Here is a 17,551-nt window from a genome sequence, read left to right as displayed (position 1 = left end):
CAAAGGTGGCATGGCAACTGTTCGCGCCTCCGCCCCGAAATCGAGTGTATCAATCGAAGACCATCTTGCACGCCAGGCGGCTGTGCTCGTCGACGAGCTCCTGTTTTTCGCCCCACGGGAATGCCGGTCGCGCAAGCAGCAGCGAGACGAGGCCGTGTAGGGAGGCCCACAGGCTCTGACTTCGCATTATGACGGCTTTGGCAGAGAGGTCCGGACGATTTAACCCGACGATCCGGCATAGATGCTCAGATGCCCGAGGGCCGGGATGATCGGTCTGAAAGAACGCGGACACGCTCGGGTCGGCCGGGTCTGGCTTGTCCGCCGGATATTCCACCATGAAGGCGATCCGGTAGGCATACGGGTGAGAGAGACCGAAGTCGAAATAGCCGCGTACCGCCTTTTCGAGCTGTGTTTCCGGGCTCTCGCCGTCTGCTGAGGAGATCGCCTGTTCCAGACGCGCGAACGCCTCGGCTGCGACCTCGTCCTGGATCTGCTGGAGCGAGGCGAAATGTGCATAGAGCGAGGGCTGCGAGATCCCGACAGCCTGCGCGATGCGCCGCGTGGTCACCGCGTCCACGCCGTGGCGGGCGAAGAGCTCGCCTGCGACTTCCAGGATTTCGTTCCTGCGGTTCCGGCGTCTCGGAGTCATCTCCTCGGGCGGCATGATCGGTGGTCCCTCCTCCATCCTGAGCTTTTCAACCTAACCCTGCCTGTTGGACCTTGAAAGCCACCCTATCAGCGATAGCTTTTACCTATCATTGATAGGAAAGCGCTCCATGTCGTCAAACGCAGCCGCCTGGCTCGCCGCCCCCCACGCCCCCCTGACCGTCGCCGAGGCCCCGCTCGTGCAACCCGAGCCAGGTAAGATCCGGCTGCGGGCCCGGGCGGTCGCGATCAACCCGGTCGACCGGTTCAAGCAGAAGTTGGGCAAACCGCTCTACGGTTGGCGGGAGTATCCGATGATCCTGGGCTTCGACGTGGCCGGAGAGGTCGAGGCGGTCGGCCCCGGTGTCACGCGGTTCGCGCCCGGTGACCGGGTGCTCGCACTCGCGACCGGCATGGAGAAATCTCGCAACCGCGACGCCGAGGCGGCCTTTCAGCTTTTCCCCATCGTGCGGGCGGACCTGGCTGCGCCGATCCCGGAAGATATGAGTTACGAGGCCGCTGCCGTCCTGCCGGTGGCCTTGTCGACGGCGGCCTGTGGTCTGTTCGCAGAGGATCAGCTCGGCCTCTCCCGGCCCTGCGCCGCGCCCGAGGATCAAGGACAGACACTGCTTGTCTGGGGCGGGTCGACCAGCGTGGGGTGCAGCGCAATCCAGCTGGCCAAGGCGGCGGGCTATCGGGTCGTCACCACCGCTTCGCCGGCCAATTTCGACTATCTGAAACGCCTTGGTGCGGACGACGTGCTCGACTACGCGGGCCCGGATGCCGCCGACCGCGTGGCGCGGGCGCTGAAGGGCCACGATGTAGCGGGGGCGATCGCGATGGGCGCCGGTTCCGCCCGGGCGTGCATCGAGGTGCTGGGCTCCAGTGAAGGCACGCACAAACTCGCCATGGCGACATTCCCGCCGGTCGACGTCGACGCCCTGCCGGACCGGCCGGGCCACTGGACGCTCATGACCCGGATGCTGCCCCGCATGCTCGCCGGCATGGCCGGGCTCTCACTCGCGGCGAGGCGCCATGGCGTGGCGCGCTCGACCATCTGGGGGACGGCGCTGATGGACACCGACCTCGGCCCGGCAATCTTCGAGAACTTCCTACCCCAGGCGCTGGCGTCGGATCAGATCGTCGCCGCACCGCCGCCCTTGATCACGGGCACGGGCTGGAGGCTATCCAACCGGCCTTCGAGCGGCAGAGACATGGGGTCTCGGCTGCCAAGATCGTCGTTACGCTTTGAGGCCGATCTCACCTTCGAAAGGCGAAATTATACGACGGCCATGGGCCATGCGCCTTCCTGAACCGTTGGCGTCAAACCTTGCTGAAACGACTGATCGGACGCGCTTCACCAGGCGAGCGACTGCCCCTCGGCCGAGGAGGGACAGCAGCGGTCACGCGGGAAGGCTGACGACCATCTCGATTTCGAGCTGCAACTCCGGCTCAGCCAGCGCTGACACGCCGATGCCGGTCAGGCTCGGTTGCTCCCCGTTCAGGAAGGCCGCGAGCCGGGTCATGATGACCCCGTGAGTTTCCGGGCGCAGATCGGTCATGTAGATCCGCATCTGTGCGATCTGCTCCGGCCCCGCGTCCAGCGCCGCCAGGGCATGCGCGAGGTTTTCGATCGCGATTCCGGTCTGCTCGTCCAGATCGGCCGGCACCGCGCCCCCCCCCCCCTTCGCGCCGCCACGGGACCTGACCCGAAACGAAGGCGAGCGGACCCGGCGGGGTCACCGAGATCTGCGAGTAACCGACGCGTCCCGCGTCAGGCAGCCGGAGCATGGGCCTGTCGCGATCCGCCGCCGGCAAGGCCCTGACGCGGCTCGAGGCGCATTGCGGGGCGAGGCTGTTGAACCGGACCTCGCGCGCCCTGAGCCTGACCGAAAAAGACCGGCGGCTCTATGCCTAGGGGGGCGATCTTCGCAGCACACTCGATGCGGTCGGCGCCCAGTTCGCGGGCGACGGCCGCGATCCGCGCGGCGAGCTCCACATCAGCGCGCCGGACGCCCTCGGGCGCCGACTTGTGCTGCCGGTGGTGAAACGGTTTCTCGAGAAATGGCCGGAGGTGCAGGTCGAGATGAGCCTGTCGGACGGGGTAACGGACCTCGTCTCGGAAGGGGCGGACCTTGCTGAGCGCATCGGTATGCGCCTGCCGAATCCTGGCCTGATCTGCCGGACCCTGCGGCAGGAACCCTTGGTGCTCTGCGCCAGTCCCGCCTACCTCTTCCGCATCACCCTCCCGACGCGGGTCGAGCATCTGAGCCGACATGATCTGCTGTTTCATGCCAGCCAGAACACGCGGCGGAATTGGCATTTGAAGGAAGCTGACGGCACATGGGTGCGGGCCAGCGGACGCTCCCGCCTGCGACTTGATTCCCGCGAAGCTCGCAGGGAGGCGGCATTGGCGGATGTGGGCGTCGCGTTGCTGCCTCTAGCCTCACTATTAGAGCTACCTCATCGCTCGGGCTGCGGTGCACGACGGCATCCATGTTGGGCTCAAGCTTGACCGCCTTAAGGGCGGGAATCCTGGGGTAATCAGCAGCCTAAGTCATTGATTTCGATATCATAGAAAATTCACCCCCTTGGGGTGCATAGTTTTAATAAATTCAAGGGCTTATAAGTTATTTTGGTAGGCCCGGCAGGATTCGAACCTGCAACCAAACCGTTATGAGCGGTCTGCTCTGACCGTTGAGCTACGGGCCCCCACCGTCTCGTCGCATCGCCGCCGCCTCTGGTCAAGTTGCCGCTGGCCTAGGACGGCGGCTTGCGCTAGGCGATGCGCCATGAGTGACAGTCAAAAGAACGGGCTCAGCTATGCCGAGGCGGGCGTCGATATCGACGCCGGCAACGCGCTGGTCGAGCGGATCAAACCCGCCGCCAAGGCGACGCAGCGGCCCGGCACGATGTCCGGCCTCGGCGGCTTCGGCGCGCTTTTCGACCTCAAGGCCGCGGGATACGAGGATCCGATCCTCGTCGCCGCCACCGACGGTGTCGGCACCAAGCTGCGGATCGCGATCGATACCGGCCTCGTCGACGGCGTGGGCATCGATCTCGTGGCGATGTGCGTCAACGACCTGGTGTGCCAGGGCGCCGAGCCGCTGTTCTTCCTCGATTATTTCGCCACCGGCAAGCTCGAGGTCGAGGCTGCGGCCCGCGTGGTCGAAGGGATCGCGAGGGGCTGCAGCGCCGCCGGCTGCGCGCTGATCGGCGGCGAGACCGCCGAGATGCCGGGCATGTATCCGAAGGGCGACTTCGACCTCGCCGGCTTCGCCGTCGGCGCGATGGAGCGCGGCGCCGCGCTGCCCGATGGCGTGGCGGAGGGCGACGTGCTGCTGGGCCTCGCCTCGGACGGGGTCCATTCCAACGGCTACAGCCTCGTGCGCCGCATCGTCGAGACGGCGGGCCTCGGCTGGGGTGATGCCGCGCCCTTCGCTGACGGCAGCCTCGGCGAGGCGCTGCTCGCGCCGACGCGTCTCTACGTCCAGCCCGCGCTTCAGGCGATCCGCGCGGGCGGCGTGCGGGCGCTGGCCCATATCACCGGCGGCGGGCTGACCGAGAACCTGCCGCGCGTCCTGCCCGAGGGGCTCGGCGCCCGCATCGACCTCGGCGCCTGGCGCCTGCCGCCGGTCATGGCCTGGCTGGCGCAGGAGGGCGGCCTCGATCAGGCCGAGATGCTCAAGACCTTCAATGCCGGCATCGGCATGGTCCTCACCGTCCGCCCCGACCGGGCCGAGGCGCTGACGGCGCTTCTGACCGAGGCGGGCGAGACCGTCTTCCGCCTGGGCGATGTCGCGCCGGGGCAGGGGGTCAGCTACAGCGGCAGCCTCGCGTGACGCCGCTGCGCGTTGCGATCCTGATCTCCGGCGGCGGCTCCAACATGGAGGCGCTGGTCCGCTCGATGACCGGCGATCACCCGGCGCGCCCGGTGCTGGTCCTGTCGAACCGCCCCGGCGCCGGCGGGCTCGCCAGGGCCGAGGCGGCGGGCATTGCAACGGCCACAGTCGATCACCGCGGGTTCGAGACCCGCGAGGCCTTCGAGGAGGCCCTGCAGGCCCGGCTCGAGGCGGCGCGGCCCGACATCCTCTGCCTCGCCGGCTTCATGCGGATCCTGACGCCCGGCTTCGTCGCGCGCTGGCAGGGGCGGATGCTGAACATCCACCCCTCGCTCCTGCCGCTCTATCCCGGTCTCGACACTCATGCCCGCGCCATCGCGGCGGGCGATGCCGAGGCCGGCGCCTCGGTGCACGAGGTCACGGCCGACCTCGACGGCGGGCCGGTGCTGGGGCAGGCGCGGGTCACGCTGGATCCCGGCGAGACGCCGGAGACCCTTGCCGCCAAGGTCCTCACCCAAGAGCACCGCCTCTACCCGCGCGTGCTGCGCGAGGTGGCCGAGCGCCTCTCGCGCCAGAGCGCCTCCCCTTCGGCCCGCCTTTCTTCTCTTTGAAAGTATCCCGGGGGAGGTCCGGCGCAGCCGGGCCGGGGGCAGAGCCCCCAGCCCGCGTCGACCCGCGCGCCCCCGCTTCCCACCAACGTGCAGGCAGCCTACCCTTGCCGCCATGACCCAGGCCCCCAAGCTCCGCCATAGTTGGGCCCCCGGCGCCAGCGATGCGCGCGACTCGCGCGACGTCCCGGGCGTCGCCGCGGCGCAAGGGGCGCTCGATCGGCTGCGGGCGCCGTGACCGGGCGGATCATCAGGACCGAGGCCTGCCTGGCCGAGGGGGCGGACTGGCTCTTGCGCGCAGAGCCGCGCTTTGCTCCCGCGCTCGAAGAGGCCCTGCCTCTGCGGCTGATCCCGGACGGCTTCGACGCGCTCGCCGGCGCGATCACCGCGCAGCAGGTCAGCACCGCCAGCGCCGCCGCGATCCGGGCCCGGATGCAGGCGGCGGGGCTCACGCATGAGGCCGCGATCCGCGGCGCGAGTGACGCGGATCTGCGTGCCGTTGGCCTCTCGCGGCCCAAGATGCGCTACCTGCGCGCGCTGGCCGAGGCGCGGCTGGACTATGCCGCGCTGAGGGACACCCCGACCGAAGCGGTGCTGACGCAGCTGACCGCCGTGCCGGGGATCGGCCTCTGGACCGCCGAGATTTACGCGATGTTCGCCCTTGGCCGGGCGGATGTCTTCGCAGCCGGCGATTTGGCCCTACGCGAGGCCGCGCGGCTGCTGCTGGATCTGCCCGAGCGGCCCGGCGACAAGGACCTGCGCCGGATCGCGGCGGATTGGTCGCCCTGGCGCTCTGTTGCGGCGCGGGCACTCTGGGCCTACTACCGGCAGCGCAAGGGCAGGGAAGGCAGCTTATGACACGGGCACTGGACGCGAACCGGATCGAGCCTCTGAGCGGAGAGATGCGCTCCGCCGTGGTCTTCCTGCATGGCTACGGCGCGAATGGCGCCGATCTTCTCAGCCTTGCCGGCCCGATGGCCGAGCATCTGCCCGACACGCTCTTTATCGCGCCCGATGCGCCAGAGGCCTGCGCCGGCGCGCCCATGGGCTACCAGTGGTTCCCGATCCCCTGGATCGACGGCAGTTCCGAGGAAGAGGCCCGCTCGGGCCTCGAACGGGCGGCCTCGGATCTCAACGCCTTTCTCGACGGGCTGATGGTGGACGAGGATCTGCTGCCCGAACAGGTCGCGCTCGTCGGTTTCTCGCAGGGCTCGATGATGGCGCTGCATGTCGCGCCGCGGCGCGAGGATCCGGTCGCCGCCATCGCTGCCTTCTCCGGCATGCTGATGGAGCCCGAGCTGCTGGAGGACGAGCTGCAGTGCCGCCCGCCGGTGCTGCTGCTGCACGGCGACCAGGACGAGGTCGTGCCGCCGCAGTCCATGCCCGCCGCCGCCGAGGCGCTGCAGCGCGCCGGCTGGCAGGAGGTCTTCGCCCATTTCATGGAAGGCACCGGCCATGGCATCGCGCCCGATGGGCTGTCGGTGGCGCTGGCCTTCCTGCGCGAGCGGCTTGGCGCCGACTGACGACCTCACGCCGCCGTGACTTGCAGCCCCGGGGGCGATGCCTATCTACTGATGTACAGGAAGAGGAGACTGTCTCATGGACATCACGCTGATCGCCGCACTCGCCACTCTCGCGTGTCTGATCCCGGTGGTTCATGCCAAGTCCGTCTCCAAGGCTCCCGTCCCTGTCCCTGTCCGGGATCGCGCTTCCCGGCGCTGATCGGCAGCCTCTCTTTCCGCCTCTCACCCTGTCTCTCGGCCCCGGTGCGACCGGCCTCGTCGGGGATAACGGCTGCGGTAAATCCTCTCTGATTGACCGGATCGCCGGGCTGCGCGATGGCCCCGGCCATGTCAGCGCCAGCGGGGCCGTGCGGCGTCTGCGGCAGGCCGAAGATCCCGCCGCGCGGCTTGTCGATCTTTTCGGCGCGGCCGAGGCGCTGGCGGTTCTGCGGCGCGCGCTTGCCGGCGCGCCCGAGGATCCCGACCTCGTCGACTGGACGCTGGAAGAGCGGCTGGGCGCGGCGCTGATGCGCGTCGGCCTTCCCCGCGATCTCGACCGGCCCCTCGGCAGCCTCTCGGGCGGCCAGAGGCGCCGGGCCGCCATTGCCGCGCTCTTCGAGGATGCGCCCGATATCCTTCTTCTCGACGAGCCGACGAACGATCTCGATGCCGAGGGGCGGGCGCTGCTGCTCGACCGCCTCGGGCAGCACCGGGGCATCAGCCTGATCGCCAGCCATGACCGCGCCCTTCTTGAGCATATGGATCGCATCGTCGCGCTCAGTTCCGTCGATGTTCAGGTGACGGGCGGCGGCTGGTCGGCCCATGTCGTGGAGCGGGACGCCGCGCAGGCGCGCCGCGAGGCCGAGGTCGAGCGGGCTGGGGCGGCGGTGGACGAGGCCGCTGGCCGGGCCGCCGTGGCGGACCGGAAGCGGGCGGTGCGCGCCCGGCAGGGCCGGGTCGAGCGGGCGAGCGGCAGCCAGGGCAAGATGCTGATGGACAAGCGCCGGAACAGCGCCGAGCGCGCCGCGGGGGGCGGCGCCCGGCTGGCGCAGCGCCAGCAGGAGGAGGCGCAGGAGCGGCTGACCCGCGCGCAGGCGGCGGTGGAGCGGGCACGTCCCATGCGCTTCGATCTGGCGCCCACGGGGCTTGCCGCCACGCGCGAGGTGCTGCGGATGGACGGCGCCACGGTGGCCCGCGGCGCGCTGCGCCTCGAGGCGCTGTCGCTCGTGGTGAAGGGGCCGGAGCGCATCGTGCTGACCGGCGCCAATGGCAGCGGCAAGAGCACGCTTCTGGACGCGATTGCGGGCGTGCTGCCGCTGGACAGCGGCCGGGTGGTGGCGACGCCGCATCTTGCGCGGCTGGACCAGACGCTGGCCGACCTTGACCCCGCGCAAAGCCTGCTAAACCTTTTCGCGGCGCGTCACCCGCAGGCGAGCCGGCAGGAGGCTGCCGCCGCCCTCGCGCGGTTCCACTTCCGTGCCGCGCGCGGCGCGGTGCCGGCAGGGCAGCTGTCGGGCGGAGAGCGGCTGCGGGCCGGCCTCGCCCTCGCGCTTGGCGGGCCCCGGCCGCCCGAGCTCTTGCTGCTGGACGAGCCGACCAACCACCTCGACCTCGCCGCGCGCGAACTGCTCGAGGCGGCGCTTGAGGGCTATGACGGCGCGCTGATCGCCGTCAGCCACGACGCGGCCTTCCGCGACGCGCTGCATCCGGACCGGGTCTGGCGCATGACGCCCGGGGGCCTGTCGGAGGCTTAGGCGGGCGCGTCACGCCCCTGTCACCCAAGGTTTGCAGTCTGCGCGCAAGACGGGGCTAGACCTATAGGCTTGCGTAAGGTCACCCGCGAGATATAGTTCCCCAACGGCAGGAGCGGGGCTCCCGCTCCGGCTGTGCCGATGGGGACCGCCTGAGCGAGGAGAGACGTTCCATGGATGCGGATTTCAGGACCAGCTTCGTGCGCGATCCGGCAGGGCTGCGCCAGCACCCCGCGCTGGTCCTCAATGCCGATTACAGGCCGCTCTCCTATTATCCGCTGTCGCTCTGGCCCTGGCAGGAGGCGGTGAAGGCGGCCTGGCTCGACCGCGTCGATATCGTCGCGGAATACGAGGCCGAGGTGCGCAGCCCCTCCACGGTGATACGCATACCCTCGGTCGTGGTCCTCAAGGAATTCGTCAAACCCCAGAAGCGCGTGGCTTTCACGCGCTTCAATCTTTTTCTGAGGGACGAATTTTGCTGCCAGTACTGCGGCGCGAAGGGCGATCTGACCTTCGATCACGTGGTGCCGCGCGCCCGCGGCGGGGTCACCAGCTGGGAGAACGTGGTTGCCGCCTGTTCGCGCTGCAACCTGCGCAAGGGCTCCAAGAGCCTGCGGCAATCGGGGCTTTCGCTGCGCCGCGCGCCGCGCCGCCCCGCCTCGGAAGAGTTGCAGAACACCGGGCGCCGCTTCCCGCCGAACCACCTGCACGACAGCTGGATCGACTTCCTCTACTGGGACGCCGAGCTCGAGCAGTAGCCCTCACGTTGCGCCATGCGGTTGCCGCCGGCCCTCAGAGGCCTAGACTGCACCGTGACCCGCCGTTAAAGCGGGGCGTCCATAAAGCGCTGATAGCGCTAACACCGCAACCACGGAGAACACCCCATGGTCTCGCGCGTCATTCCGGTCGACAGCTTCGACCTAGTGATCTTCGGCGGAACAGGCGACCTCGCGCGTCGCAAGATCCTTCCGGGCCTGTTCCGCAGGTTCCGCTCGGGCCAGATGCCCGAGGATGCCCGCATCATCGGCGCCGCGCGCGCCGAGATGGATGACGAGGGCTACCGCCAGCTCATCGCCGATGCCGTCGAGGAATTCGGCGGCGAGGAGAAGGCCGATGCAGAGGGGCTGAAGCAGTTCCTCGGCCGGCTGCACTACGTGCCCATCGACGCCAAGGGCGACGGCGGCTGGCCCGAGCTTGCCGCGCTGATGCGCGACGGCGTGATCCGCGCCTTCTACTTCTCGGTCGGCCCCTCGCTTTTCGGCGATCTCGCGGAGCGGCTGCACACCCACTCCATCGCCGACGAGCAAAGCCGCATCGTCGTCGAAAAGCCCTTCGGCCGCGATCTGGCCTCGGCGCAGCAGCTGAACGCCGATCTCGCCGCGCATTTCGGCGAGCACCAGATCTACCGGATCGACCATTACCTGGGCAAGGAAACCGTCCAGAACCTGATGGCCGTCCGCTTCGGCAACGTGCTCTTCGAGCCGCTGTGGAATTCGCACTACGTCGATCACATCCAGATCACCGTCGCCGAGACGGTGGGCGTGGGTGGCCGCGGCAGCTACTACGACCAGTCGGGCGCGATGCGCGACATGGTGCAGAACCACCTGATGCAGCTTCTGTGCCTGATCGCGATGGAGCCGCCGGCGCAATACGACGCCGACCGGGTCCGCGACGAGAAGCTCAAGGTGATCCGCGCGCTGCAACCGCTGCAGCCGCATCAGGTCGTGCGCGGCCAGTACGACGCCGCCGGGGGCGATCCCTCCTACCGCGACGACGTCGAGAACCCGCGCAGCCATACCGAGAGCTTCATCGCCCTCAAGACCCATATCGCCAACTGGCGTTGGGCCGGCGTGCCCTTCTACCTGCGCACCGGCAAGCGGCTGAAGGCCCGCACCTCCGAGATCGCCGTGGTCTTCAAGGACCTCGGGCACACGATCTTCGAGGGTGACACGGCCCGCCACCGCAACATCCTCGCGATCCGGCTGCAGCCGAACGAGGGGATGGACCTTCAGGTCACCATCAAGGAGCCGGGGCCGGGCGGGATGCGTCTGGTGGACGTGCCGCTCGACATGACCTTCGCCGATGCGCTGGGGCCGGATCAGGAGCAGGTGCCGGATGCCTACGAGCGGCTGATCATGGACGTGATCCGCGGCAACCAGACGCTCTTCATGCGCGGCGACGAAGTCGAGGCCGCCTGGGCCTGGACCGATCCGATCATCGCCGGCTGGGAGGCGCGGCACGACGTGCCCAAGACCTACGATCCCGACACGCAGGGTCCCGAGGATGCGATGATGCTCATGCATCGCGACGGTCGCCGCTGGCGCGAAATCCGCGAGGAGTTCAAGCGTCGGCCCGGTCCCGCGACGACCGTCGGCAGCGGCATCCACGATCCCGAGGACGACCCAGTCCAGCCCCCGGTGCAGCAGCCGCGCAAGGCGGGCGAGTAAGGATACCGTCATGGAACTGATCGAATACGCCGACGCCGAGATGATGATGATCGACCTCGCGAACCGCCTTGCCGGCGAGTTGCGCGAGGCGCTCGGCCGGGACGAGACCGCCAGCCTGGCGGTGCCGGGCGGCACCACGCCCGGGCCGATCTTCGACAGCCTCTCCAGTGTCGATCTGGACTGGGACCGGGTGAAGGTCCTGCTGACGGACGAGCGCTGGGTGCCCGAGGACAGCCCCCGCTCCAATACTGGCCTCGTGAAGCGGCGGCTGATGACGGATCGCGCCGCCTCGGCGACCTACGTGCCGCTCTACCTGCCGAAGGAGCAGCCCGAAGAGGCGATGGAGGAGCTTTCCGCCGCCGTTGGCGCGCTGAACCCGATCTCCGTCGTGCTGCTGGGCATGGGCGCGGACATGCACACCGCCTCGCTCTTTCCCGGCGCCGACAGGCTGGCCGAGGGGCTGACCACCGAGGCGCCGCTGGTCGCGATGCGCGCGCCCGGCGCCCCCGAGGCGCGGATCACGCTGTCTGCCAAGATGCTCAACGACGCGGTGCGCCGGCACATCGTCATCACCGGAGAGGCCAAGCGCGAGGCGCTGGAAAAGGCCCGCAGCCTGCCGCCCGAAGAGGCGCCGGTCGCGGCCATCCTGAAGAACGCCGTCGTGCACTGGGCCAAGGAGTAATACCATGTTCGAGGCTTTGAAGGCCAAGGCGGAGGCGGTCGCCTCCCGCCGCATCGAGGATCTGTTCGACGACAACCGGGCCGAGGCGTTCTCCGTCTCTGTCGGCGATATGCTCTTTGATTATTCCAAGACCAACATCGACGCCGAAACGCTGGACATGCTGATCGGCCAGCTTGAGGCGGCGAAGGTCGCCGAGCGGCGCGAGGCGATGTTCACCGGCGAGGCGATCAACGTGACAGAGGGTCGCGCGGTGCTGCATACCGCGCTGCGCAACCTCGACGGCGGCGCGGTCGAGGTGGACGGCCAGGACGTCATGCCCGAGGTCCTCGAGACGCTGCAGCGGATGGAGGACTTCTCTGAAGCCGTCCGCACTGGCAGCTTCGCGGGGCAGGGCGGCAAGATCACCGATGTCGTGAACATCGGCATCGGCGGCTCGGACCTCGGCCCGGCGATGGGCGCGCTGGCGCTGCGGCCCTACCACGACGGGCCGCGCTGCCACTTCGTCTCGAACGTCGATCCGGCGGATATCCAGGACGTGCTGCAGGCCTGCGATCCGGCGACCACGCTGGTGATCGTCGCCTCCAAGACCTTCACCACCGCCGAGACCATGGCCAATGCGCGTACCGCCAAGGCCTGGATGGGCGAGACGGTCTCTGACCCGGCGGCGCAGTTCGCCGCGCTGTCGAGCGCGGTCGACAAGACCTCGGACTTCGGGATCGACCCCTCGCGCGTCTTCGGTTTCGCCGATTGGGTCGGCGGGCGCTATTCCATGTGGGGCCCGATCGGGCTGAGCCTGATGATCGCCATCGGCGGCGACGCCTTCCGCGCCTTCCTGCGCGGCGGCCAGGCGATGGACCGGCACTTCCGCCAGGCTGAATGGCACGAGAACATGCCGGCGCTGCTGGCGCTGGTCGGCCTCTGGCACAATCAGGTTCTGGGCCATGCCACCCGCGCCGTGCTGCCATACGACAACCGCCTCGCGCGGCTGCCGGCCTACCTCCAGCAGCTGGAGATGGAGAGCAACGGCAAGCGCGTCAGCATGGACGGCAAGCCGCTGCCCTACGACAGCGGCCCCGTCGTCTGGGGCGAGCCCGGGACCAACGGCCAGCACGCCTTCTACCAGCTGATCCATCAGGGCACGCGGGTCATTCCCTGCGAGTTCCTCGTGGCGGCGCAGGGCCATGAAGAGGGGCTGGAGCATCAGCACCGCATGCTGGTCGCCAACTGCCTCGCGCAGTCCGAGGCGCTGATGAAGGGCCGCGACATGGATGTCGCGCGCGGGCTGATGGAGAAGAAGGGCCTGACCGGCGACGAGCTGGAGCGGCAGGCAAGCCACCGCGTCTTCGAGGGCAACCGCCCCTCGACCACGCTGGCCTATCCGAAGCTGACGCCCGAGGTCTTCGGCATGATCGTGGCGCTCTACGAGCACCGCGTCTTCGTCGAGGGCGCGATCCTTGGCATCAACTCCTACGACCAATGGGGCGTGGAGCTGGGGAAAGAGCTGGCGACGGCGCTGCAGCCCATGGTCGACGGCGAGCAGTCGGCGGCGGGCAAGGACGGCTCCACCGCGCAGCTGGTTGATTTCCTGCGCAAGCAGGGCGTCTGAGACAGCCGCCACGCCTGCACGTCAGGCAAGGAAAAAGGGCCGGAGCATCGCTCCGGCCCTTTGTCGTGTCTTAGCTTGCGGGCGTCAGGACAGCGTCGATCACGTGGATGACGCCGTTGGACTGATCCACATCGGCCTGGGTCACGGTCGCGACCGTGCCGTTCTCGTCCGTGAGCGTCAGCGCGTCGCCGTCCATCGCGGCCTCGAGGACGCAGGGGCCCATGGTCTGGACCTCGTGCATGCCGCCGTCATCCTCGATCATGCCGGCGATGTCGGTCGAGAAGACCTCCGCATCGACGACATGGCACAGCAGGATGTCGGTCAGCATCTGCTTGTTCTCGGGCATCAGCAGCGTGTCGACCGTGCCTTCGGGCAGGGCTTCGAAGGCCTCGTTGGTCGGTGCGAAGACGGTGAAGGGACCGTCACCCGACAGCGTCTCGGCCAGGCCAGCGGCCTGAACCGCCGCGACGAGCGTGGTGTGATCGGCAGAGTTCGCCGCGTTCTCGACGATGGTGCTGTCCGGGAACATCTCGGCGCCGCCGACCATCGGGTTGTCCTGCGCCAGCGCGGGCAGAGCAGCGGTTCCGAGCAGCAGTGCGAAGCTTGCGGTGGTGAAGCGTTTCATGTGTTTCTCCCTGTCATGCCCCGACCAGCTCGGAGCGATACAGGAAGAACGAAAGGCCGCAGAGTTTAGTTTGCGTCCTCGCCACAGGGTGACGCGAATGAAATCTTTGATCCAGCCGGCTCTGGCGCGCGTAGCCGCGTCCGGCGAACGGCTGGAACGTAAGTTCGGCAATCAGGAGGAGGCTGGAGCGGGTAGCGGGAATCGAACCCGCGCGTTCAGCTTGGGAAGCTGACAGGCTACCATTACATCATACCCGCAAAGGCTGCGCCCGATTAGCCCAAGCGCAGCCCCCTTGCAAGGGGCGGCTAGTCTGCCGCCGCGTCCTGCGCCGGCAGCAGCACGGCGTCGATCTCGTGCAGCACACCGTTGGAGGAGGCGATATCGGCGGCGATCCAGGTCGCCTGTGCCGCACCCTCGGGGTCGGTCGTGACCGTCAGGCCGGATTCTCCCTGCGCCACGAATAGCGGCGTGCCGGCGATGCTGGGCAGGGCCAGCACGCCGTCCTCCTCCTCGGCCAGCAGGGCAGACAGAGCTTCCGTCGTCAGGGCACCCTCGACGACATGGCCGCCGATCAGGGCGACGAGCGAATCGCGGTTGGCCGGATCGTTCAGGCTGTCCCAGCTGCCCTCCGGCAACGCCTCGAATCCTGCATCGACGGGGGCGAAGAGCGTCAGCGGGCCGGGCCCCTCGAGCCCCTCGGCCATGCCAGCGATCTCGATCGCGGCGGCAAGGCGCGACAGCTCGGGGCTGTCCTTGGCATTGACGACCACGGTGTTGCTCTCGTCCAGGGGGGCGGCCTCGGCGGTCTGGGCCTGTGCGGGCACCGCGGCGAGAAGGCTCAGCGAGAGCAGGGCGGTCAGGGGGGCTGCGACATGCATGACGCGGGTCCTCGTGTTCTTGGTCCGGCATCTTAACCTTTTGTCGGCTCCCAGCGTTCCCGCTGCCGCTGGATCCCGCGGCGGCGTTTGCGCCTGCCCGGCGCATGGAGTAAGCGCGCTTGCATCCGGGCGCAGACAAGGAGTGACGGCAATGGAAATCCGCGAGGCTCTGACTTTCGACGACGTGCTTCTGGTGCCGGCGGCCTCCTCGGTCCTGCCCTCGACCGCCGATACCCGTACGCGGCTGACGCGCGGGATCGAGCTGAACATCCCGCTCCTGTCGAGCGCGATGGACACGGTGACCGAGGCGCGCATGGCCATCTGCATGGCGCAGGCCGGCGGGATCGGCGTGATCCACCGCAACCTGACGGTCGAGCAGCAGTCCGACGAGGTTCGCAAGGTCAAGCGCTTCGTCTCGGGCATCGTCTACAAGCCGATCACCCTGACGCCCGAGCAGACGCTGGGCGATGCCCGCGCGCTGATGGAGCGCTACAACGTCACCGGTTTTCCGGTGGTCGAGGCCGATGGCCGCGTCGTCGGCATCGTCACCAACCGCGACATGCGCTTTGCCGAGCATGACGATACGCCCGTGCGCGCGATGATGACCGCCGAGGGCCTCGCGATCCTGACCGAGCCGGTGGACCGCGAGGAAGCGCGCAACCTGATGAAGCAGCGCCGGATCGAGAAGCTGCTCGTCACCGACAAGGGGGGCAAGCTGACCGGCCTGCTGACCCTCAAGGACAGCGAGCAGGCGGTGCTGAACCCGGTGGCCTGCAAGGACGAGCTGGGGCGCCTGCGCGTCGCCGCCGCCTCGACCACCGGCGATGCCGGGTTCGAGCGGTCCGCCGCGCTGATCGAGGCCGGCGTCGACGTGGTGGTGATCGATACCGCCCATGGCCATTCCGAGGGCGTTGCCAAGGCGGTCGAGCGTCTCAAGGCCCATGCGCCGCAGGTGCAGGTGATCGCCGGCAACGTCGCCACCGGCGCCGCGACGCGGGCGCTGATCGAGGCGGGCGCCGACGGCATCAAAGTCGGCATCGGCCCCGGCTCGATCTGCACGACGCGGATGGTCGCCGGCGTCGGCGTGCCGCAGCTGACGGCGGTCATGGACTGCGCCGCCGCGGCGGGCGATGTGCCGGTCATCGCGGACGGGGGCATCAAGTTCTCGGGCGATTTCGCCAAGGCCATCGCGGCGGGCGCCTCCTGCGCCATGGTCGGCAGCATGATCGCCGGCACCGACGAGAGCCCGGGCGAGGTGATCCTGTTCCAGGGCCGCAGCTACAAGGCCTATCGCGGCATGGGCAGCCTGGCCGCCATGGCCCGCGGCAGTGCCGACCGCTATTTCCAGAAGGATGCCGCCAGCGACAAGCTGGTGCCCGAGGGGATCGAGGGGCAGGTGCCCTACAAGGGCAGCGCCAATGCGGTGATCCACCAGCTCGTCGGCGGGCTGCGGGCGGCGATGGGCTATACCGGCCATGGCACGGTCACCGCGATGCGGGGCAACTGCGACTTCGTGAAGATCACCAATGCGGGTCTCTCGGAAAGCCACGTCCACGACGTGCAGATCACGCGCGAGCCGCCGAACTACCGGATCGGGTAGGCCCCCGATGACCCCCGCCGCGCGCCTCTCCGCCGCGATCGAGATCCTGGACGCCATCCTCGGCGGCATGGCCGCCGAAAGGGCGCTGACCGGCTGGGCCCGCTCCAGTCGCTTCGCCGGGTCGGGCGACCGGGCCGCCGTGCGCGATCACGTCTTCGACGCGCTGCGGCGGCGCCGCTCGGCCGCCTGGATGGGCGGCGCAGAGAGCGGGCGCGGGCTGATCCTCGGGCTGCTGCGGCAGCAGAGCGCCGAGGTGGAGGCGCTGTTCACCGGCACGGGGCATGCCCCCGCGCCACTGGCGCCAGAGGAATTGGCGCCCGAACCCGGCGCCATGCCCGATGCCCTGCGCCTCGACATGCCCGACTGGCTCTGGCCGCGGCTGCAGGCCGCGCTCGGTCCGGATGCCGAAACCGCGGCCCTGGCGCTGCGCGACCGGGCGCCGGTGACGCTGCGCGTCAATCCGGGTCGCGGCACCCGCGAGGAGGCGGCGCAGGCGCTGGATCAGGATGGCATCGACGCCCTCCCGCACCCCGTCCGCACGGCCCTTCGAGTGACGCACGGCGCCCGCCGCATCCGCAATAGCGCGGCCTATGCCTCCGGCCTGGTGGAGCTGCAGGATGCCGCCAGCCAGGAGGCCGTCCTCCGCCTGCCGCTGCGCGACGGGTTGGAGGTTCTGGACTTCTGCGCCGGGGGCGGCGGCAAGGCGCTTGCCATGGCTGCCCTCGCGCAGGTGCAGGTCACCGCCCATGACGCGGACCCGGCCCGCATGGCCGACATCGCCCCGCGGGCCGCCCGCGCCGGCGTCACCATCGATCTTGCAGCCCCCGGCGCCGCGCCGATGGCCGACCTCGTGCTCGTCGATGCCCCCTGCTCGGGCAGCGGCACCTGGCGCCGGGCGCCCGATGCCAAGTGGCGGCTGACGCCCGAGCGGCTGGAGGATCTGCTGCGCCTGCAGGACGAGATCCTCGATACCGCGGCGGGCCGGGTGAGGCAGGGCGGCGTTCTGGCCTATGCCACCTGCTCGATCCTGGCCGAAGAGAACGAGGCGCGCATCGCGGCCTTCCTGTCGCGCAACCCCGGCTGGCGTGCCGCGCTGGCTTGGCGTCGCCTCCCCGACGATAGCGGTGACGGCTTCTTCCTGTCGATCCTCAAAAAAGATTGAATTCTAGGGATTATCGCCTCTAGGTTGCGATTGTCGGAAATCGCTCTCGTCTCCTGCGCCGCCCGCGGTGATTAACCCGGCATTAGCCAATTTCCTGCCTCATGTCGGTGTGGTCAGCGAATGGGTCTTGATGTGCTGGATGCTGAATTTTCCAGGCCGGGTCGACGCTGGGGAAGGGGAGAAGCCCTTGCCCCGGCGCGCTT

19 protein-coding genes and 2 tRNA genes are annotated in these 17,551 nt (G+C 69.0%); 15 read left to right on the top strand and 6 right to left on the bottom strand.

Going from position 1 to position 17,551, the window contains the following annotated elements; translation table 11 throughout:
• Positions 1 to 49: 49 nt before the first annotated feature.
• On the bottom strand, positions 50 to 664 hold the full coding sequence (locus DFP88_RS04605; protein WP_181418554.1) for a TetR/AcrR family transcriptional regulator: 615 nt from the start codon (positions 662 to 664) through the stop codon (positions 50 to 52).
• Between the two features lie 112 nt (positions 665 to 776).
• Here DFP88_RS04605 and DFP88_RS04600 point away from each other — a divergent pair, with 112 nt between their 5' ends.
• Entirely contained in the window at positions 777 to 1,958 is a 1,182-nt protein-coding gene (locus tag DFP88_RS04600) for a zinc-binding alcohol dehydrogenase family protein (protein ID WP_220032283.1), read from the top strand.
• A gap of 90 nt (positions 1,959 to 2,048) precedes the next feature.
• On the opposite strand, the gene DFP88_RS04595 is transcribed toward DFP88_RS04600, so the two are convergent.
• Positions 2,049 to 2,315, bottom strand: coding sequence for a Rid family hydrolase (locus DFP88_RS04595; RefSeq protein ID WP_220032282.1), 267 nt, complete (start codon positions 2,313 to 2,315; stop codon positions 2,049 to 2,051).
• A gap of 119 nt (positions 2,316 to 2,434) precedes the next feature.
• Between DFP88_RS04595 and DFP88_RS17525 the strand changes: the two genes are divergently transcribed.
• Entirely contained in the window at positions 2,435 to 2,563 is a 129-nt protein-coding gene (locus DFP88_RS17525; RefSeq protein WP_110813230.1) for a LysR family transcriptional regulator, read from the top strand.
• 114 nt (positions 2,564 to 2,677) lie between these two features.
• Positions 2,678 to 3,160 carry a LysR substrate-binding domain-containing protein gene (locus DFP88_RS17520; RefSeq protein WP_425450805.1) on the top strand — a complete coding sequence of 161 codons (483 nt, stop codon included), beginning with the start codon at positions 2,678 to 2,680 and terminating at the stop codon, positions 3,158 to 3,160.
• A 121-nt stretch (positions 3,161 to 3,281) separates the two neighbouring features.
• Here the strand turns inward: DFP88_RS17520 and DFP88_RS04580 are convergent.
• Positions 3,282 to 3,357, bottom strand: a tRNA-Ile gene (locus DFP88_RS04580).
• A gap of 80 nt (positions 3,358 to 3,437) precedes the next feature.
• On the opposite strand from DFP88_RS04580, the gene purM reads away from it, so the two are divergent.
• From purM to pgi, 10 genes are all read left to right on the top strand, one after another.
• Positions 3,438 to 4,487, top strand: a complete 1,050-nt coding sequence (gene purM / locus DFP88_RS04575; protein WP_110813228.1) for a phosphoribosylformylglycinamidine cyclo-ligase — start codon at positions 3,438 to 3,440, stop codon at positions 4,485 to 4,487.
• Positions 4,484 to 5,098, top strand: coding sequence for a phosphoribosylglycinamide formyltransferase (gene purN / locus DFP88_RS04570; RefSeq protein WP_281268147.1), 615 nt, complete (start codon positions 4,484 to 4,486; stop codon positions 5,096 to 5,098). Before purM ends, purN begins: the two co-directional genes overlap by 4 nt.
• A gap of 231 nt (positions 5,099 to 5,329) precedes the next feature.
• Positions 5,330 to 5,953 (top strand): DNA-3-methyladenine glycosylase family protein, encoded by a 624-nt coding sequence (locus DFP88_RS04565; RefSeq protein ID WP_110813227.1) that lies wholly within the window; start codon positions 5,330 to 5,332, stop codon positions 5,951 to 5,953.
• Complete coding sequence (locus DFP88_RS04560; RefSeq protein ID WP_110813226.1) at positions 5,950 to 6,618, top strand: alpha/beta hydrolase; 669 nt, start codon at positions 5,950 to 5,952, stop codon at positions 6,616 to 6,618. Before DFP88_RS04565 ends, DFP88_RS04560 begins: the two co-directional genes overlap by 4 nt.
• A gap of 76 nt (positions 6,619 to 6,694) precedes the next feature.
• Entirely contained in the window at positions 6,695 to 6,817 is a 123-nt protein-coding gene (locus DFP88_RS17455) for a hypothetical protein (RefSeq protein ID WP_281268151.1), read from the top strand.
• Positions 6,783 to 8,351, top strand: coding sequence for an ATP-binding cassette domain-containing protein (locus tag DFP88_RS04555; protein WP_245904695.1), 1,569 nt, complete (start codon positions 6,783 to 6,785; stop codon positions 8,349 to 8,351). Before DFP88_RS17455 ends, DFP88_RS04555 begins: the two co-directional genes overlap by 35 nt.
• Positions 8,352 to 8,521: 170 nt before the next feature.
• Positions 8,522 to 9,106 carry an HNH endonuclease gene (locus tag DFP88_RS04550; protein WP_110813224.1) on the top strand — a complete coding sequence of 195 codons (585 nt, stop codon included), beginning with the start codon at positions 8,522 to 8,524 and terminating at the stop codon, positions 9,104 to 9,106.
• Between the two features lie 126 nt (positions 9,107 to 9,232).
• A complete protein-coding gene (zwf, locus tag DFP88_RS04545) occupies positions 9,233 to 10,795 on the top strand; it encodes a glucose-6-phosphate dehydrogenase (protein ID WP_110813223.1) in 1,563 nt (520 codons plus the stop codon).
• A gap of 10 nt (positions 10,796 to 10,805) precedes the next feature.
• The gene (pgl, locus tag DFP88_RS04540) at positions 10,806 to 11,477 is read left to right on the top strand and encodes a 6-phosphogluconolactonase (protein ID WP_110813222.1); all 672 of its coding nucleotides are present in this window, start codon (positions 10,806 to 10,808) and stop codon (positions 11,475 to 11,477) included.
• A gap of 4 nt (positions 11,478 to 11,481) precedes the next feature.
• Complete coding sequence (pgi, locus tag DFP88_RS04535) at positions 11,482 to 13,083, top strand: glucose-6-phosphate isomerase (RefSeq protein WP_110813221.1); 1,602 nt, start codon at positions 11,482 to 11,484, stop codon at positions 13,081 to 13,083.
• A gap of 70 nt (positions 13,084 to 13,153) precedes the next feature.
• Here the strand turns inward: pgi and DFP88_RS04530 are convergent, their stop codons facing one another.
• The 3 genes from DFP88_RS04530 to DFP88_RS04520 form a co-directional block, all read right to left on the bottom strand.
• Positions 13,154 to 13,708, bottom strand: coding sequence for a fasciclin domain-containing protein (locus tag DFP88_RS04530; RefSeq protein WP_110813220.1), 555 nt, complete (start codon positions 13,706 to 13,708; stop codon positions 13,154 to 13,156).
• Between the two features lie 183 nt (positions 13,709 to 13,891).
• Positions 13,892 to 13,965 (bottom strand) — tRNA-Gly (locus DFP88_RS04525).
• Positions 13,966 to 14,013: 48 nt separating this feature from the next.
• Complete coding sequence (locus tag DFP88_RS04520) at positions 14,014 to 14,586, bottom strand: fasciclin domain-containing protein (protein ID WP_110813219.1); 573 nt, start codon at positions 14,584 to 14,586, stop codon at positions 14,014 to 14,016.
• 151 nt (positions 14,587 to 14,737) lie between these two features.
• Here DFP88_RS04520 and guaB point away from each other — a divergent pair, with 151 nt between their 5' ends.
• A complete protein-coding gene (guaB, locus tag DFP88_RS04515) occupies positions 14,738 to 16,186 on the top strand; it encodes an IMP dehydrogenase (protein WP_110813218.1) in 1,449 nt (482 codons plus the stop codon).
• A gap of 7 nt (positions 16,187 to 16,193) precedes the next feature.
• On the top strand, positions 16,194 to 17,348 hold the full coding sequence (locus DFP88_RS04510; protein WP_110813217.1) for an RsmB/NOP family class I SAM-dependent RNA methyltransferase: 1,155 nt from the start codon (positions 16,194 to 16,196) through the stop codon (positions 17,346 to 17,348).
• Positions 17,349 to 17,551: the final 203 nt, after the last annotated feature.

The sequence above is a fragment of the Pseudoroseicyclus aestuarii genome, from assembly GCF_003217255.1.
GTDB lineage: Bacteria > Pseudomonadota > Alphaproteobacteria > Rhodobacterales > Rhodobacteraceae > Pseudoroseicyclus > Pseudoroseicyclus aestuarii.
Note: the sequence above shows the minus strand (reverse complement) of the source record. Positions and strands in the feature narration are given on the sequence as shown.

Coding starts and splice junctions, on each gene's coding strand:
- DFP88_RS04605 (WP_181418554.1), bottom strand. CDS start 664: ATGCCGCCCGAGGAGATGACTCCGAGACGCCGGAACCGCAGGAACGAA.
- DFP88_RS04600 (WP_220032283.1), top strand. CDS start 777: ATGTCGTCAAACGCAGCCGCCTGGCTCGCCGCCCCCCACGCCCCCCTG.
- DFP88_RS17525 (WP_110813230.1), top strand. CDS start 2,435: ATGGGCCTGTCGCGATCCGCCGCCGGCAAGGCCCTGACGCGGCTCGAG.
- purM (WP_110813228.1), top strand. CDS start 3,438: ATGAGTGACAGTCAAAAGAACGGGCTCAGCTATGCCGAGGCGGGCGTC.
- DFP88_RS04560 (WP_110813226.1), top strand. CDS start 5,950: ATGACACGGGCACTGGACGCGAACCGGATCGAGCCTCTGAGCGGAGAG.
- DFP88_RS17455 (WP_281268151.1), top strand. CDS start 6,695: ATGGACATCACGCTGATCGCCGCACTCGCCACTCTCGCGTGTCTGATC.
- DFP88_RS04550 (WP_110813224.1), top strand. CDS start 8,522: ATGGATGCGGATTTCAGGACCAGCTTCGTGCGCGATCCGGCAGGGCTG.
- zwf (WP_110813223.1), top strand. CDS start 9,233: ATGGTCTCGCGCGTCATTCCGGTCGACAGCTTCGACCTAGTGATCTTC.
- pgl (WP_110813222.1), top strand. CDS start 10,806: ATGGAACTGATCGAATACGCCGACGCCGAGATGATGATGATCGACCTC.
- pgi (WP_110813221.1), top strand. CDS start 11,482: ATGTTCGAGGCTTTGAAGGCCAAGGCGGAGGCGGTCGCCTCCCGCCGC.
- DFP88_RS04530 (WP_110813220.1), bottom strand. CDS start 13,708: ATGAAACGCTTCACCACCGCAAGCTTCGCACTGCTGCTCGGAACCGCT.
- DFP88_RS04520 (WP_110813219.1), bottom strand. CDS start 14,586: ATGCATGTCGCAGCCCCCCTGACCGCCCTGCTCTCGCTGAGCCTTCTC.
- guaB (WP_110813218.1), top strand. CDS start 14,738: ATGGAAATCCGCGAGGCTCTGACTTTCGACGACGTGCTTCTGGTGCCG.
- DFP88_RS04510 (WP_110813217.1), top strand. CDS start 16,194: ATGACCCCCGCCGCGCGCCTCTCCGCCGCGATCGAGATCCTGGACGCC.